The following is a 15,956-nucleotide window of genomic DNA, read 5'->3' on the forward strand; positions in this document are numbered from 1 at the left end:
GGAGGCAAGGCATGTCCGCCGAGACACATTCGCCTGTCCGAGAACCGCTCCATCGCCCCGCGGGACTTGCCGGCTTTGCCGCCGACTGGGCCTCCGACCAGCGGACGTTCAAGAACGTCTCCTGGGGCAAGGCGATGATGTGGATCTTCCTCTTGAGCGACACCTTCGTCTTCGGCTGTTTCCTCATCGCCTATATGTCGGCGCGCATGTCGACTGCCGTTCCCTGGCCCAATCCGAGCGAGGTCTTCGCGCTGCACATCGGCGGCTCGGACGTGCCGCTGATCCTGATCGCCATCATGACCTTCGTGCTGATCACCTCAAGCGGCACGATGGCCATGGCCGTCAATTTCGGTTACCGGCGCGATCGCAAGAAGACCGCTCTGCTGATGCTGCTGACCGCCCTTTTCGGCGCCACCTTTGTCGGCATGCAAGCCTTCGAATGGACGAAGCTGATCACCGAGGGCGTGCGTCCCTGGGGCAACCCCTGGGGCGCTGCCCAATTCGGCTCGACCTTCTTCATGATCACCGGCTTCCACGGCACCCACGTCACGATCGGCGTCATCTTCCTGCTGATCATCGCGCGAAAAGTCTGGCGCGGCGATTTCGACACCGAACGGCGTGGCTTTTTCACGAGCCGAAGAGGACAATACGAGATCGTCGAGATCACCGGCCTCTACTGGCACTTCGTCGACCTCGTCTGGGTCTTCATCTTCGCATTCTTCTATCTGTGGTGAGGCATGGCCATGACCGAAACGACTGTTCACACCCACGCGGCACCGGCAGCAAAAGTAGAAGGCCACGCACAAACGCACCAGCAACACCCGATCGGTCTTTATCTGGTCGTCTGGCTGCTGCTCTTCGTGCTCAGCACCTTCTCCTACCTCGTCGACTATGTCGGGCTGCAGGGTTATCTCAGGTGGTCGCTGATCCTGATCTTCATGGTACTGAAGGCAGGGCTGATCGTCGCGATCTTCATGCACATGGCCTGGGAACGGCTGGCGCTGATCTACGCGATCCTGCTGCCGCCGCTGCTGGTGCTGGTCTTCGTGGCGCTGATGGTCTCGGAATCGCACTACGTGCTCTTCACCCGCCTCACCTTCTTCGGCGCCGCACCATGATTGCCAACCGGCGCCGCCCCAATGGCGGCACCGCTGGACACATCCGCCTCAGTGTTGCTGAAGCCCGGTGATCATCGCGATGATCTCGTTTTTGTCGGTCTTGGCCGTCTCACGGATGCCGATCTGCTTGCCGCGGCGCAGAACGCAGATGCGGTCTGCGAGCTTGAACACCTGATCGAGGCTATGGCTGATGATCAGTACGCCGATGTTGCGGCTTTTCAGCGATTCGACGATCTCCTCGACCTTGGCGGTTTCGGCAACGCCGAGTGCTGCCGTCGGCTCATCGAGCAGGATCAGCTTGCTCGCCCAATGGGTAGCGCGGGCAATCGCGACGCCCTGGCGCTGGCCGCCCGAGAGGTCGCGGATCGTCGCATGGGCCGAGGGGATGCGGACATCCAGTTCCTTCACCAGCGTTTCCGTCTCGGAAATCATCCGGCGACGGTCGAGCAGGCCGAAACGGTTTACCGGCTCGCGGCCGAGAAACATGTTCATATAGACCGTCTGCTGGTCGGCAAGCGCCAGATCCTGATAGACGACCTCGATGCCATGGGCGCGCGCCATCGTGGCGTTCGACATCGCCACGGTCTGGTTTTCGATGGTGATCGTTCCCGAGGTCGGCGTGTAAACGCCGGAGATGATCTTGATCAGCGTCGACTTGCCGGCGCCGTTGTCGCCGACGAGCGCCACGATCTCGCCCGGACGGACGTCCAGCGAGAAGTTCTCGATCGCGGTGACGCCGCCAAAGGTCTTGCGGATGTCCTTCAGCTTGAGGACCGGCTCGCGTGCAGAATTCGTGTTCACGTTCATGACGTCACCCCTCAAACCGGCCAGGCCGCGGTTTCGCCGAAACCGTTTTCGATCGTTTCCACCTTCGGCGCGCCCTTGGAGATGCCCGACACGCCGACGACATAGGCCCGCGTGACGAAGGCCTGCCCGCGGAAGCCGAACACCGCCGTATCGCCAGGCTTCGGGGCCGCCGCACCGCTGGCGTCGATCATCGCGTAATAGTCGATCGCCGAGGGGGGCGGTACTTCGACGCTTCGAAGCGCCGACGCCGAAGTCGTCGGGTCGGCAGAGACGATCGCCTTGACGTCGTAATCCGGAAAGATCGGGTCGATGTAGAAGCCGCCGCCGAAGCAATAGGCCTTGCCGCCCGAGAGATGGGAAACTTCGGTGAGGTAGAGTACCGCCGGCAGTTCCGGCAGATCTTCCATCACGTGCAGTGCGGTGGTGCCGTGCAGACCGTTGCCCGGCTCGCACTGCGTCGCGCCCGCTTCGGCAAGAGCCGGGAGCATGACGCTGGAGGTCGTACCCGGCGCATTCACCTCGATCCCGTTGCGGCCGGCCTTGGCCAGCGCCTCGGCAGCTTTCGAGAGTGTCGCGAGATTGTGTGTCGGCTTCACCTTGCGGCTTTCATGGTCGAAGAGCAGCGCCGGAAAGGTGGTGATGCCGGCAAAGCGGCCACCGTCGAGCGCATCGAGACGGTCCGCCACCGCGGCAACGTCGCTGGCATCGAGCCCGCCTTCATGGCCGCGGTAGAAGGTATCACCTTCCGCCCGGATACGGGCGAGCAGATCCTGCCGATAGCCGGCTGCATGTGCGCCAGCCGCCGCTTCTGCAGCCTTTTCGCCGTTGAAGACCGTCCAATAGTCCGGCCGGAAGGTTTTCGCTGCGGCAGCCGCCTCGTGGCGCGCGACCTGCTGCAGGTGGCCGAGATGGCCGACCTTCAGGCCCGCCTTGTGGGTGGCGCGGGCACAGGCCATGTCGACGGCAACCGAACGGTCAATGCCACCACGCTTGACCGCTTCGCAGAAGGAACTGGAGCGGCCCACCTGCTTGGTCATCGCAAAGGTCTTCAGGCCGAGGCGACGGGCCTCGTTGCTCATAATCGCCGCATTGGCCTCGACCGTGTCGAGATCGAGCACATAGGCGTTGGCCGGGAGCTTGCCCTGCTGGTGCAGGCTCATGGCCGCTTCGATGAATGCCGGGTTGCGGCGGCGCAGAACGTCGAGAAACATGAAATCCTCCTTCAGCGGGACTTTTCGCGCAGCGACACGGCGACCGCAGCGAGGATGATGAGACCGCGAACGATCATCTGGTCGGATACGGAAAGGCCCATCAGGATCAGGCCATTGTTGAGCATGCCCATCATCAGCGAGCCGACGAGCGCGCCGATGATCGTGCCCTTGCCGCCGTTGAGCAGCGTGCCGCCGACGATGACGGCGGCGATCACCGTCATCAGGTCGGTCTCGCCAAGCGTGTATTTCGCCGCCTGCAGGCGACCGGCGTAAAGCAGGCCCGCAAGGCCGGCGAGACCGCCGCTGATCATCAGAACGGCCAGCCGAATGCGTGGCACGCTGATGCCGGAGACGCTCGCTGCCCGGCTGTTGTCGCCGGTCGCCAGCACATGGGCGCCGAAGCGGGTTTCGCGGTAGATGACATGGCCGCAGACGACGGCAACGAGGGTCCACCAGATCAGCGAAGGCACGCCGAGGAACGAGCCGGAGCCGAAAAAGCCGGTAAAGGTGCTGTCGGTCACCGGGATCGAGCGCAGGTTCGTCATCGAGCGGGAGACGCCGGCAAAAAGCCCGAGCGTCGCCAGCGTCACCAGGAAGGACGGCAGTTTGACATAGGCGACCAGTGCGCCGTTCAGGAGCCCGATCAGCACGCCGGCGCCGATACCGGCGACGACGCCAGCCACCAGGCCGTATTCGTTGATCGTCACCGCCGCCGCCAGTGCCGAGACGGCAACTGTCGAGCCGATCGACAGATCGATCTCACCGGCCGACATGACGAAGACGAGGCCGATCGCCATGATCGTCACCGGTGCTGTCTGCAGCATGATGTTCGACAGGTTGCGAACCGTCAGAAACCCGCTGTCGCGAAGCACGATGGCGAAGAACAGAAAGATCGCCAGGAAGCCGAGATAGACGACGTATTGCTGCAGGTTGAGGCGACTGACGAGGCTCGCCGGCTGGCCGCTCGCGCTGGAATGGGCACTGGACATTATTCTTCCTCCGAAGGCAGGGGGAAAGCTCCCCCTGCACTACGGCGCCGCGGGTCTGGTCAGACGCGCAAAGGTCGCCGCAGCACTAGAAAAGCTGCATGTTTTACTCATGCAGCGGGCATCATTTCATCACTTCATCGCATCCGCGATCGTCGCGGGCACATCCTTGTTCAGAGACTTCTTCCAGCCGTCGGCGACCGACGCCTTGGTCACGGCAAGCGAGTCGACCACCAGGAAAGGCTCGGCCTTCTTGCCGACCAGCGACCCTGCCGCGGCGCGCGCTGCGGTGACACCGATATTGTACGCTTCGTCGGCGACCAGAGCTGCGATGTTGCCGCCCTTGACCATGTCGAGTGCTGCCGGTTCGTTGAGGTCGAGCGTCACGATCTTGGTGTGGCTGTTGCCGGCGCCGCGCAGCGTCGAAAGCACGCTCAGTGCCGGCTCCGCCCAGGTCACATAGATCCCGTCGAGATCCGGGTTCTGGGTGATCATCCCTTGCGCGATTTCCTCGCTGCGGGCCGGATCGGCCATGCCGGCCTCGGCAACGATCTTCATGTCGGGATAGTCCTGCTCGATCGTCGACTTGAAGGCGCCATCGCGCTGGTTGGTCACGTAGAAGTCGGCGTCATGATAGATATAACCGAGCTTGCCCTTGCCGCCGAGCGCATCCGCCATGGCAACGGCCGCCTTGTTGCCCATCTGGAAAAGGTCGTCCGAGACGATCGTCACATAGTCCTTGCCGTGTTCGTAACCGGCCGGCGAATTGTCGACGAAGGCGAGCTTCACACCGGCGGTGCGTGCCGGATCGTAAACCACGGCGGCGCTTGCCGGGTCGACCGGCAGCGACAGGATGATCGAGGGCTTCTTGGCAAGCACCGTCTCGACATCCGCCTTCTGGCGGGCTGCATCAAAGCCGGCATCGGTCTGTGCGACCACCTCGACGCCGAGGCGCTTGAACTCGTCCTGGGCACCGCTGTTGACCGCGTTGGTGTATTCGCTCATCTCGTGCCAGACGAGCGCTGCGGTAAACTTGCCGTCCTTGATCTGCTGTTCCTGCTCCGCCGTCAGCGTCAGGCTGCCCGCCGGCGTCGGCGTCTCGCCATGCGGACCCGTGGTCTTGCCGTCAGCGGCAAAACCGGATGTCGCGGCAAAGACCGTTGCCAGCAACGCGAAGTGTTTCACTGACCTGTGCATATCTGCCTCCCTTTTAGGAATGACGCCGCCGGAAGCGTCCTCTCTCCCGGCGGCCATCTGATTACTTGGCCGCGTCGAGCACCGACTGCGGCGCATCGCGGTTGAGCGACTGCTTCCAGCCGTCCGCGACGTTTTCCTTGGTGACGGTCAAAGCCGGGGCAACGACGAAGGCCGGCGTCTGCTGTCCGAGAAGCGACTTCAGGCCGGTCGCAGCCATGGCGCGTCCAAGCTCATAGGCCTTGTCGGCAACAAGCGCGGTGACGTTGCCGCCCTTGACCATGTCGAGCGCGACCGGTTCGGCAAGATCGAGCGTGACGATCTTGGTCTTCGTATTGCCGCTCGAGCGCAGGGCAGAGAGCACGCCGTCGGCAGGCTCGGCCCAGGTCACGTAGATACCGTCGAGATCAGGGTTCTGCAGCAGCATGGCGCTTGCCAGCTCCTCGGCACGTGCCGGGTCTGAGATGCCCTGCTCGGCAACGATCTTGATATCCGGATAGTCCTTCTCGATCGTCGACTTGAAGGCCTGGTCGCGCTGGTTCGTCACATAGTAGCTGGCATCGTGGAAGATGTAGCCAACCTTGCCCTTGCCGCCGATCGCCTTGGCCAGCGCATCCGCCGCCTGCTTGCCCATCTGGAAGAGATCGTCGGTAACGATCGAGGCATAGTCCGTGCCCTGCTTATAGCCGCTCGGCAGGTTGGAGAGGAACACGAGCTTGCTGCCATCGGTCACTGCCTGGCGGAATGCTTCGGCCGAGGTCACCGGATCGAGCGGCAGCGCCAGGATGACGTTCGGCTTGGCGGCAAGCGCGGTTTCGATATCGCTGCGCTGGCGGGCAGCGTCGAAGCCGGCATCCGTCGTCACCGCGATCTCGACGCCGGCGCGGGCAAACTCATCCTTGGCACCGGCCGAAACGGCGTTGGTGAAGTCGGACGAGGTATGCCACAGCAGCGCCGCCTTGTAGCCCTTGCCCTTGAGCGCGCCGATATCGGCATCGGTCAGGGCGACATCGGCGCTCGGCGTCGCGCTCTCGCCGGACGGACCGACCGTCTGGGCAGAGGCGGCGTTTGCGGCAAGCACGAAACCGCTGACGAGTGCGGCAGCCATCAATTTCTTCAGAAGCATTGTCGTTCTCCCTCTTGTTTGGCAGTTCAGTCCATGACGCCGCAGTAGCGCGCCATGAAGGCGGCAAATCCGACGATCCCGGCGAGGTATTCCTCCACCTCGACCCGTTCCTCGTAGGTATGGCAATTGCGGATGTCGCCGGGCGCGCAATAGACGGCAGGCACACCCAAGCGGTTGACGAAGAATGGCGATTCCGACCAGAAGGGCGCGCCTTCGATGACGCCGCGCCCAGCCATGGCTTCGGCCATGGCGGCTGATAGCGCACCGACTTCGCCCGCCGTTTCGTCGATTTCAGCCGCCGTGCCGCCAAGCGCATGGTCGCGGCCGGCCGGATAGGAAAACTCGACCGTGATTTCCGGATCGGTGATCGCCGAGCGCACCGCAGCCTCGATCTCGGCCGCCGCCGTGTCCAGCGATTCCCCTGGCAACAGTTTGCGGATCAGCGACAGTGTGCAACGCTCGGGCACGGCGATGTAGCCGCCGCCGGCAAGGCCGGTGATCAGCAGGAAACTGCGACCGATCAGCTTGTGCTCGGCCCGCGCGGCGATCTCGTCGGAGTGTTTCCAGAGAGCCGACATCGCCGCATGGCTGGCGCGCAATGCATCCTTGCCGAGTTCGGGTACGCCGAAATAGGCGGACTTGCCTGTAATCGTGATGTCGGCGATGAAAAATCCGATCTGCGCCGGATAAACCGAAAGCCGTGTCGGCTCGACATAGACGACGAAGTCCGGACGGACGATGTCACCGGTCTCGATGCGTTCGACCAGATCCTTGATACCGGCGGAGACACCGGTCCCCGGCTGACCGCTTTCCTCGTCGCCGACGAAGGCAAAGGCCACGTCCCCGGCCAACGCAACGCCGGACTTGTCGAGCAGCGACAGCGCCGCCAGCGACGCGCAGATGCCTGCCTTCAGATCGCCCGAGCCGCGCCCCCAGACCGCGCCGTCGATGATCGGTGCAGCGAAGGGATCCTCGCGCTCGGTACCGGCCCAATGCTCGCGCCAGCCGTCAACATGCACCGTATCCGTATGGCCAATGAACAGCAGGCGTGGCCCCTTGCCGCGCCCCTTGCGCTCCGCCCAGACGTTCGGCCGACCCGGCAGGAACTCCGCCGTTTTCAAGCCTTCCAGGCCAAGGCGCTGCATCGTTTCGGCCAGAAAGGCGACGAAATTCGCCTCGTTGCCGGTAATGCTCTCACGCCCGATGGCGCCACGAAAAAGATCAATCGCCGTCTCGCGATCAAGCACCGCTCGCAAGCGCTCGACCAAGCCGTCATTCATCGTCATCACATCGCCTCCCGAAGCGCGTTGACGTTTGCCCGCGGCAGCGAAATCCGGCCATCGGGCGCATCGACCCCGAACAGGGTGTTGTGCAACTGACCGAGCCCGATCGCCGCCGCCCCGATGATCGCGGCGCGCGCGCCGAGTTCACCGGTCTCCACATTGACCGGATAGGGGAAGCACTGCGGCAGGAACGCTTTTACCCGCTCAAGCATTTCCGGCCGGAGCCCGATGGATCCGCCCAGGATGACCTTCTGCGGGTTGGCGATCGCGGCAATCGCGGCAACGCCGGCTGCCAGATACCGCGCAGTGTCATCCAGCACCGTCAGCGCTGCCGCATCGCCCGCTTCTGCCTTGGCAAAGATGGTGGGCACGGCAACGGTCTTGCCCGAAAGCGCCGCGTAACGTTCCGCCATGCCATGCGAGGCAACCGCGCGCTCGAAGGCGCCGGTGCGCAGCGATTCCGCCTCGAACGGGTCGGCGCCGAGCGGCAGGAAACCCATTTCGCCGGCCGCATTGCTGACGCCGCGCACCAGATGGCCGCCGACCATCAGGCCGCTGCCGACGCCGGTGCCCAGCGCCACATAGGCGAGGTTGTCGATCCCCTGCCCCTGGCCCAGCCAGTTTTCGCCAAGGACGGCAAGATTGACGTCGTTTTCGAGCATGGCTCCAAAACCGAGCACCTCTTCGAAGGCGCCGACGACATCCATCGTGTCGAAACCGGCAATGTTCGGCGCAAGCAACACACGGCCGGTCTCGCTGCAGGGCGCGCCGGGAACGCCGACCACCGCAAGCCGGATCTTCTCGCGAGCGATCTTCTGTCGGTCTGCCGCATCAAAGGCCATGGCAGCGATCTGCTCTACGACGAAGCGGCCGCCCCGCGGATCGGTCGGCGCCGTGTCTTCGGCAAAGATCTGGCAGGCGAGATCGGTGATCGCCACGCGCACCTTCGTGCCACCGAGGTCGACGGCGATGATGAAGGCGGCATCGCACACCAGTTCGTAGGTGACGGCAGTGCGCCCGACATGGCCGCTGGTGCGCCCCGTCTCCTGCACCCAACCCTCTTCTTCGAGGCCGCGGACGATCTCCGAAATGGTCTGCTTGGAAAGGCCGGTCTGCTTCGAGATCGACGCACGCGAAATCGGACCGCCCTGGACGATCGCCTCCATGACGGAGCGCTGGGAGAACTTCCGGGAGATGCGCAAGCTGTCGTTCACGGGGACCTCTTTTAATTCGTTCTGTTACCGAACTTATTAATATCACGCATCGCTGTCAATCTTACCCGATGGGATTATCTTTCGTGGCCAACGCCGCGATCACTGGAAAACAGGTAGATCGCAATGACGCATTCGGATGCGTCGCCATTTGCGATATGCTAGATGAAATCAGATTGGCGCTGAGAGGCGCTTTTTCTCACGAAATCAGTGGCATGACCGTCTCGACAGCTCTCGTTCCGCGAACCGCAAAATGCTCGGCTCTGGTCGTGCAGTTTGATGAGAATGTCGTAGACAGGCTCTGGTCGGGGCGGATCAGGCCCTAAAATCCGGCATCCAATCCAACTAGGGTCGCAATCAATGGCAGAGTTTCCGCAAAAGGCGAAAGTCGTAATCATCGGGCTGGGTGGCATCGTCGGTGCTTCGATCGCACACCACCTGATCGAGCGCGGCTGGGACGATATCGTCGGCATCGACAAGTCGGGCGTACCGACCGATATCGGCTCGACCGCACACGCCTCGGACTTCTGCTACACCACCAGCCACGACTATCTCTCGGTCTGGACGACGCAGTATTCGATCGATTTCTTCGAGAAAATGGGCCACTACGCCCGCATCGGCGGCCTGGAAGTGGCGCGCACCGGCGACGATGTCTGGATGGAAGAGATCAAGCGCAAGCTGTCCTCCGCCAAGGCCTTCGGCACCCGCGCCCACTATGTCTCGCCGGCTGAAATCAAGAAGATGTTCCCGCTGATCGAAGAAGATCAGGTCATGGGCGGCATGTTCGACCCGGATGCCGGCCTCGTCATCCCGCGCTCGCAGACGGTTGCCGGCAAGCTCGTCGACGCCGCGGAAAAGTCCGGCAAGCTGCAGGTCTTCGGCAACACGCCGGCAAAGTCGCTGATCGTCGAGAACGGCCGCATCAAGGGCGTCGTCACCCATCGCGGCACGATCATGGCGGACCACGTCATCGTCTGCGCCGGCATCTGGGGCCGCCTGATCGCTGAAATGGTTGGCGAGGACCTGCCGGTCATGCCGGTCGACCATCCGCTCACCTTCTTCGGCCCGTACAACGAATTCGAAGGCACCGGCAAGGAGATCGGCTTCCCGCTTTTGCGTGACCAGGGCAACTCGGCCTACATGCGCGACACCGGCGACCCGAAGACCACCGAGGGCGGCCAGATCGAGTGGGGCTATTACGAGACCACCAATCCGCGCCTCTGCCATCCACGCAACATTCTTGAAAAGCACGAGGCGCGCCTGTCGCCTTCGCAGCGCGACCTGGAGATGGAACAGATCATCGAGCCGCTCGAGCGCGCCATGGAACTGACGCCGATCCTCGGCGAACTCGGCTACAACGAGAGCCATTCCTTCAACGGCCTGCTGCAGGTCTCGGCCGCCGGCGGCCCCTCCTGCGGCGAGAGCCAAAAGGTGCGCGGCTTGTGGTACTGCGTCGCCATCTGGGTGAAGGACGGCCCCGGTTATGGCAAGCTGATCGCCGACTGGATGACAGACGGCCGCACCGAGATCGACCACGCCTCGATCGACTATTCCCGCTTCTATCCGCACCAGCTGGAAGAAAAGTTCATCGAGGGCCGCTGCTTCGAGGCGGCGCAGAAGATCTATTACCCCGCCGTGCACACCCGCGAACCCTACGCCACCGGCCGCAACGTCAAGCGCTCGCCCTTCTACGAGCGCGAAAAGGAACTCGGCGGCTATTTCATGGAACTCGGCGGCTGGGAGCGCGCCCACGGCTACGCTGCCAACGAGCACCTTCTGGAGAAGTATGGCGACCGCGTGCCGGTACGTGAAAACGAGTGGGACAGCCGCCATTTCTGGCGCGTCTCCAACGCCGAGCATCTGGCGATGAGCGAGGACTGCGGCATCGTCAACCTCTCGCACTTCCATATGGTCGACATCGAAGGCCCTGATCATGTCGAGCTGCTCGAATGGCTGTGCGCCGCCAAGGTCGGCGGCGACGGCAATATCGGCAAGGGCATCTACACCCACTTCCTCGACGACGAGGGCATGGTACGGGCCGACTTCACCGTCTTCCGCATGGCCGACCGCTGCCGCCTGGTGAACGGCGCCGACGCCGGCCCGCGGGACTTCCAGTACATGCGCCGCGTCGCCGAAGATCGCGGCCTTGACGTCACCATCACCGACGTCTCGGAGAAGTTCATCACCATCGGCATCTGGGGCCCCAATGCCCGTGAGACGCTGAAGAAGGTGGTTGCCGATCCCTCGGGCCTCGACATCGAGAACTTCGCCTTCGCCGCGATCAAGCCGATCGAGATCGCCGGCAAAAAGGTCACCGCCTTCCGCATCTCCTATGTCGGCGAGCAGGGCTGGGAACTGCACATGAAGTACGAGGACGGCCTCGCCGTCTGGGACGCGCTGCGCTCGACCGGCGTCATGGCCTTCGGCGTCGAAACCTATGCGAACTCGCGCCGCATGGAAAAGAGCCTGCGCCTGCAGAACGCCGACCTGCTTACCCAGTACAACCTCATCGAAGCCGACCTTGCCCGCCCGAAGGTCAAGGACGTGGACTTCCGCGGCAAGGCCAAGCATCTCGAATACAAGGCGCGCGAACATCAACCGGCCATGCTCTGCACGCTCGTCATGACGGAGAATACCGACAAGAACGGCGTGAAGCGCTATCCGGTCGGAACCCTGCCGGTGATGGATCCTGAAACCGGCAAGGTGCTGGTCGATGAACTGGGCCGCCGTTCCTACACCACCTCGATCGCCTTCGGCCCGACGATCGGCAAGAACATCGCGCTTGCCTATCTGCCGTGGTCCCATTGCCAGGTCGGCCGCAAACTCAACGTCGAATACTTCGCCGAGACCTATCCGGTCGAGGTTGTCGGCGTCGGCTATAAGCCGCTCTACGATCCGGAAAACCTGAAGCCGCGCAGCTAAGCCATCCGCATCAGCCCCCAAAACAGAAAGGCCCGCTCGGATCCGAGCGGGCCTTTCCAATGGTCTGCAGACCTAACGAGGTCACGGCAGCACGTGTCCTGCTGCCGTGAAGAGACGATACCAGTCCTCGCGCGACAGCGTAATGTCGGCGCCGGGCGCGATATCGGCCAATCGCTCGGGACTTGTCGTTCCAAGCACCACCTGAATGTTGGCCGGATGGCGGGCGATCCAGGCATAGGCGATCGCGGAAGCCGATACCCCGTACTGGCCCGCGAGTTCGTCCAGCAACCGGTTGAGTTCCGGAAAGTTCTTCTCGTCGCCGACGAACACGCCGCCGAAGAAACCCTGCTGGAACGGTGACCAGGCCTGCAATGTCATGCGGTTGATGCGCGAATAGACGACCACTTCCCCATCGCGATCGATCGATTGCTCGAGACCTGCCATATTGGCGGCGATTCCGAAGGCGACCGAAGGCGCATGCGCAATGCTGAGCTGGATCTGGTTGGCGACGAGCGGTTGGCGGACGGCGGTCTTCAGAAGATCGATCTGCCGCGGGGTGTGGTTCGAGACGCCGAAATGCCGGACCTTGCCAGCCGCCTGCAATTTGTCGAAGGCGTCCGCCACCTCCTCCGGTTCCACCAGCGCATCCGGGCGATGCAGCAAGAGAAGATCGAGATAGTCAGTCTTCAGCGCCGCCAGCGATCTATCGACCGACTGCAGAATATGATCTTTGGAGAAATCGAAATAGCCGCGACGGATACCGCACTTGCTCTGGATGACGATCTGTTCGCGCTCAGTCGGCTTCAGCCGCAACGCATCGCCGAAACGGCGCTCGCAGGCATGCAGTTCGCCGCCATAGATATCGGCATGGTCGAAGACGTTGATGCCGACGTCCCGTGCCTTCCCATAGAGCCGGCTTATGGCGTCGTCGCTGAGATCGGCAATCCGCATCAGGCCGAGAACGGCAGAGGAAACGGAAAGGTCGGTTGGTCCCAGATTGAATCTTTTCATCGGCTCGCACCATCAACATCGTTTCGAGGGAGGATTTTCGCGCAGGGACGGAGTCGTCGGCCTTGCGAAATCTTTGATCCTCAATTTCTAAGCAGCCTGAGGGCGCTTGGCAAACGCCTTTGGGGCAAACCGTGGAACGATGTGGCTTGCTGTGCCCAAGCGGAAAGGCCCGAGCATCGACCGTCTCCAGCAGGTGCAGGCGTTCGGAGCGGACGTCAAACGCCCGCCCCGTGCGTGGACCGGTCAGGCAGCGGACCGATAGCGCTCGGCCGGCAACGACTGTGCAAAATTCGGCAGCATTGCCTGCCGTGCCGCATCGAGGGTGTTCCACTGGCCGGCATCGGGAAGCGGCGGGATGGTTACCAACTCGCGTCGATCGTAGCCGGTCAGCGCCGCATCGACGAGATCGCCGACCTCCATCACACCGGAGAGCGTCTCAACATCGACGCCGGCATGATCCCAGATCTCGGTGCGCGTCGCTGCGGGCAGCACCGCCTGAACGTAGACGCCCTTGGTGGCGAGTTCGACATTCAAGCCTTGAGAAAGGAACAGCACGAAGGCCTTGGTCGCGCCGTAGACGGTTGCGCCCATCTCCGGTGCAAGCCCGACGACCGACGCGATGTTGATGATCGCCCCCTCGCCTCTCTCCGCAAACCCCGGAGCTGCCGCATGCGCGAGCCTGGTGACTGCCGTTACGTTGAGCGCGATCAGCTTCGAGATGTCCTCGCTCTGCTGCTGAAGAAAGCCTCGGGGGATAGACGTCCCGGCATTGTTGACCAGCACGCCGATGCTCCGGTCTTCGCGCAGCCGCTGCTCGACCTTGGCGAGGTCCTGCTCGTCGGTCAGGTCCGCCGGCACCACATCCACCGCCACGCCGGTTTCGTTCTTGAGGCGCTCAGCGAGCGCGTCGAGCCGCGCCGCATTGCGCGCGACCAGAACGAGATCATGACCGCGACGGGCAAATCGCTCCGCATAGACGGCGCCAATGCCGGTCGAGGCACCCGTTACAAGGACTACTGGCTTCCTGCTCATCGATTGGGCTCCTTCAGTTTATTCATGATCACCATCATGTATTTGGATATATGATGATTATCATGTATATTGTCAATCGAAATTTCAGGAGACGATGATGCGCGTGAGCCGGAAGCAGGTCGAAGAGAACAAGAAGACAATTCTGGAGGCGGCGGGACAGCTGTTCCGGGAGCGCGGCTTCGAATCCGTCACCGTTACTGATGTCATGAAGGCGGCAGGCCTCACCCATGGCGGCTTCTACGGCTACTTCAAGTCGAAGGAGGATCTGATCGCGCAGACATTGGCCGGTCTGCAGGGAGAAACCGAGCCGCTAACGGTGGATCTTGCATCCGTCGCCCGACGTTATCTTTCGCCGGAGCATCGGGACGATTTCGGCCACGGCTGCCCGCTTGCAGCCCTTGCGTCGGAGGTGAGCCGCCAGCCCGGTTCCGCACGGTCGGAGATGACGGACGTCCTCAAGCGCCAGTTCGCCCGGTTCGGCAAGATCGCGCCGGGCACGGATGATCATGAGAAGCGTCGCGCGGCAATCGGCAGTTCTGCGGCCATGATCGGCGCGCTTATCCTGGCGCGGATGACCGACGATCCCGACCTGTCGACGGAAATCCTCGATGAGACGCGGGTGTGGCTTTCCGACCGCGATCACGGAAAGCTGAGAAGCCAAGGTCCTTCCGACGGCAAGAGCGACGCCGGAAGCTGAACCATGTCGCGGAAAAATGCGCAGCGGTTTGCGATCACGGCGCGCGGCAATTCAAGATATTGGAGCGCAAGCGGCAGAGCGGAACGGCGCTACGTGCTTGGCATATCCTCAACGCATCGAATTCGTTCGCAGATCACTGCGCCGGAACGATACCAAGGCGAGACACGGGAATCGTTGATGCGGGGCGTGAAGCGCCCAAAGGCAAACCGTTAAAGCGCGTCTCGGGTCGAGCTCGGAGCAACCTGTCCAACGATCCGCCCATCGCGTCTTATCCCGTCACGGGCGGCGATCCCTTATCGCACCGTCACCGGGCCTCCGGCCAGCCGAATTTCTTCGTCCAATAGCCGTTCCAGTCACTCACCGACTGCTGCGTTCGCCGGTAAATCCGCTCGGCTTCCTCCTCCGCCTTCAGAGCCGCCGCGAGCGCCGCATCGTCCTTCGCATTGGCGCGCGCCTTTTGTGCGATGTCGAGACCGATACGCGCTTCGTTCTGGGCATCCGCCAGGAACTGACCGGAGCTATGGCCTTCGGCATCGGCAACATAATGCAACTGGTCGCCGGCGGCTTTCAGCTTATAACCGAGCACGATCTCGGTTTCGGCAAAACGGCTGCGATTGCCGCGCACCGTCGCAGTCAGCGCATTGGCGATGGCCTCTTCGTGTCTGAGACCGGGATTGTTGAGCAGTTCAGCCTCGACCCGGCCGGCGAAAATCTCACCCTGCTCGTTGAGGATTTCCTTCAGCACTGCCTTCACATTGGGGTCGCTGGATTTGAAACGGTCGGAGTTCAGCAATTCCAGTGCCGTGCCGACGAAAGCGTCGGCTCTTGCCTTCAGCTCCAGCATGCTGTTGTTGATTGCACCCTGCGCCTGCGTCGCTGCTCTGCCAGGCTCCGCTGAAACGCCGTTCGCAGCCGTGAGGATGCTGTTCGCGCTGTCGGCAGAACCGGCTTTCTCCTCGGCCTCGGCCGTTGTCCGCCTGAGGATTTCCAAGGCAACGTTGCTCGTCGGCGATATGGTGGTCACGCGTGGGTCTCCGCGGCAAAGGCGGCGCTCCTGCACCTGCCTGCCGAATGGGCGCGCACGGCCTCATGCCATCGCGAGAATCAAGAATGAAAGCAACTATCGATTGTATGTCTTAATAAACGGGTAACGCCGGTCATAGAAGCAGACGACGCCGCCACCGCCGCCGCCCCTCTCAACCCGATGAGGGTCGCCCCTGTGTGCGCCGTTCAAACGTCAAAAAGCCCGCTTGGATTTCTCCATGCGGGCTTTTTTTGATTTGGTTGCGGGGGCAGGATTTGAACCTGCGGCCTTCAGGTTATGAGCCTGACGAGCTACCGGGCTGCTCCACCCCGCG

The 15,956-nt window shown here is 62.7% G+C and carries 14 protein-coding genes and 1 tRNA gene; 4 read left to right on the top strand and 11 right to left on the bottom strand.

The genetic code is table 11. From position 1 onward, the window contains the following. The first annotated feature begins 11 nt into the window (after nucleotides 1-11). Together ASD63_RS07730 and ASD63_RS07735 are read left to right on the top strand one after the other, a co-directional pair. Nucleotides 12-734 carry a heme-copper oxidase subunit III family protein gene (locus ASD63_RS07730; RefSeq protein WP_034798919.1) on the top strand — a complete coding sequence of 241 codons (723 nt, stop codon included), beginning with the start codon at nucleotides 12-14 and terminating at the stop codon, nucleotides 732-734. 9 nt (nucleotides 735-743) lie between these two features. Continuing rightward, nucleotides 744-1,118 (top strand): cytochrome C oxidase subunit IV family protein, encoded by a 375-nt coding sequence (locus tag ASD63_RS07735; protein WP_034798923.1) that lies wholly within the window; start codon nucleotides 744-746, stop codon nucleotides 1,116-1,118. A gap of 48 nt (nucleotides 1,119-1,166) precedes the next feature. On the opposite strand, the gene ASD63_RS07740 is transcribed toward ASD63_RS07735, so the two are convergent. From ASD63_RS07740 to ASD63_RS07770, 7 genes are all read right to left on the bottom strand, one after another. Next, nucleotides 1,167-1,925 carry an ATP-binding cassette domain-containing protein gene (locus ASD63_RS07740; RefSeq protein WP_034798925.1) on the bottom strand — a complete coding sequence of 253 codons (759 nt, stop codon included), beginning with the start codon at nucleotides 1,923-1,925 and terminating at the stop codon, nucleotides 1,167-1,169. A gap of 11 nt (nucleotides 1,926-1,936) precedes the next feature. Beyond that, nucleotides 1,937-3,136: an alanine racemase gene (locus ASD63_RS07745; protein WP_034798928.1), complete on the bottom strand. Its 1,200-nt coding sequence runs from the start codon at nucleotides 3,134-3,136 to the stop codon at nucleotides 1,937-1,939. Between the two features lie 11 nt (nucleotides 3,137-3,147). After that, entirely contained in the window at nucleotides 3,148-4,125 is a 978-nt protein-coding gene (locus ASD63_RS07750) for an ABC transporter permease (RefSeq protein WP_034798931.1), read from the bottom strand. Between the two features lie 129 nt (nucleotides 4,126-4,254). Continuing rightward, complete coding sequence (locus tag ASD63_RS07755) at nucleotides 4,255-5,319, bottom strand: substrate-binding domain-containing protein (RefSeq protein WP_034798934.1); 1,065 nt, start codon at nucleotides 5,317-5,319, stop codon at nucleotides 4,255-4,257. Nucleotides 5,320-5,380: 61 nt separating this feature from the next. Further along, nucleotides 5,381-6,442 (bottom strand): substrate-binding domain-containing protein, encoded by a 1,062-nt coding sequence (locus ASD63_RS07760; RefSeq protein ID WP_034798936.1) that lies wholly within the window; start codon nucleotides 6,440-6,442, stop codon nucleotides 5,381-5,383. 26 nt (nucleotides 6,443-6,468) lie between these two features. Then, entirely contained in the window at nucleotides 6,469-7,728 is a 1,260-nt protein-coding gene (locus ASD63_RS07765) for a M20/M25/M40 family metallo-hydrolase (protein ID WP_034798938.1), read from the bottom strand. Then, nucleotides 7,728-8,939: an ROK family transcriptional regulator gene (locus ASD63_RS07770; RefSeq protein ID WP_034798940.1), complete on the bottom strand. Its 1,212-nt coding sequence runs from the start codon at nucleotides 8,937-8,939 to the stop codon at nucleotides 7,728-7,730. Before ASD63_RS07770 ends, ASD63_RS07765 begins: the two co-directional genes overlap by 1 nt. A 357-nt stretch (nucleotides 8,940-9,296) precedes the next feature. On the opposite strand from ASD63_RS07770, the gene ASD63_RS07775 reads away from it, so the two are divergent. Continuing rightward, on the top strand, nucleotides 9,297-11,858 hold the full coding sequence (locus ASD63_RS07775; protein ID WP_060528932.1) for an FAD-dependent oxidoreductase: 2,562 nt from the start codon (nucleotides 9,297-9,299) through the stop codon (nucleotides 11,856-11,858). Nucleotides 11,859-11,939: 81 nt separating this feature from the next. Here the strand turns inward: ASD63_RS07775 and ASD63_RS07780 are convergent, their stop codons facing one another. Together ASD63_RS07780 and ASD63_RS07785 are read right to left on the bottom strand one after the other, a co-directional pair. Then, nucleotides 11,940-12,869, bottom strand: coding sequence for an aldo/keto reductase (locus tag ASD63_RS07780; RefSeq protein ID WP_034798945.1), 930 nt, complete (start codon nucleotides 12,867-12,869; stop codon nucleotides 11,940-11,942). A 243-nt stretch (nucleotides 12,870-13,112) separates the two neighbouring features. Continuing rightward, complete coding sequence (locus ASD63_RS07785; RefSeq protein WP_034798947.1) at nucleotides 13,113-13,901, bottom strand: SDR family oxidoreductase; 789 nt, start codon at nucleotides 13,899-13,901, stop codon at nucleotides 13,113-13,115. Nucleotides 13,902-13,998: 97 nt separating this feature from the next. Here ASD63_RS07785 and ASD63_RS07790 point away from each other — a divergent pair, with 97 nt between their 5' ends. Continuing rightward, on the top strand, nucleotides 13,999-14,598 hold the full coding sequence (locus tag ASD63_RS07790; protein ID WP_051659468.1) for a TetR/AcrR family transcriptional regulator: 600 nt from the start codon (nucleotides 13,999-14,001) through the stop codon (nucleotides 14,596-14,598). Nucleotides 14,599-14,902: 304 nt separating this feature from the next. Here ASD63_RS07790 and ASD63_RS07795 read toward each other — a convergent pair whose 3' ends face one another. Together ASD63_RS07795 and ASD63_RS07800 are read right to left on the bottom strand one after the other, a co-directional pair. Beyond that, nucleotides 14,903-15,622 carry a hypothetical protein gene (locus ASD63_RS07795; protein WP_034798949.1) on the bottom strand — a complete coding sequence of 240 codons (720 nt, stop codon included), beginning with the start codon at nucleotides 15,620-15,622 and terminating at the stop codon, nucleotides 14,903-14,905. Nucleotides 15,623-15,879: 257 nt separating this feature from the next. After that, nucleotides 15,880-15,956 (bottom strand) — tRNA-Met (locus ASD63_RS07800).

The organism is Ensifer sp. Root558 (assembly GCF_001427045.1).
Taxonomy (GTDB): Bacteria; Pseudomonadota; Alphaproteobacteria; order Rhizobiales; family Rhizobiaceae; genus Ensifer; species Ensifer adhaerens.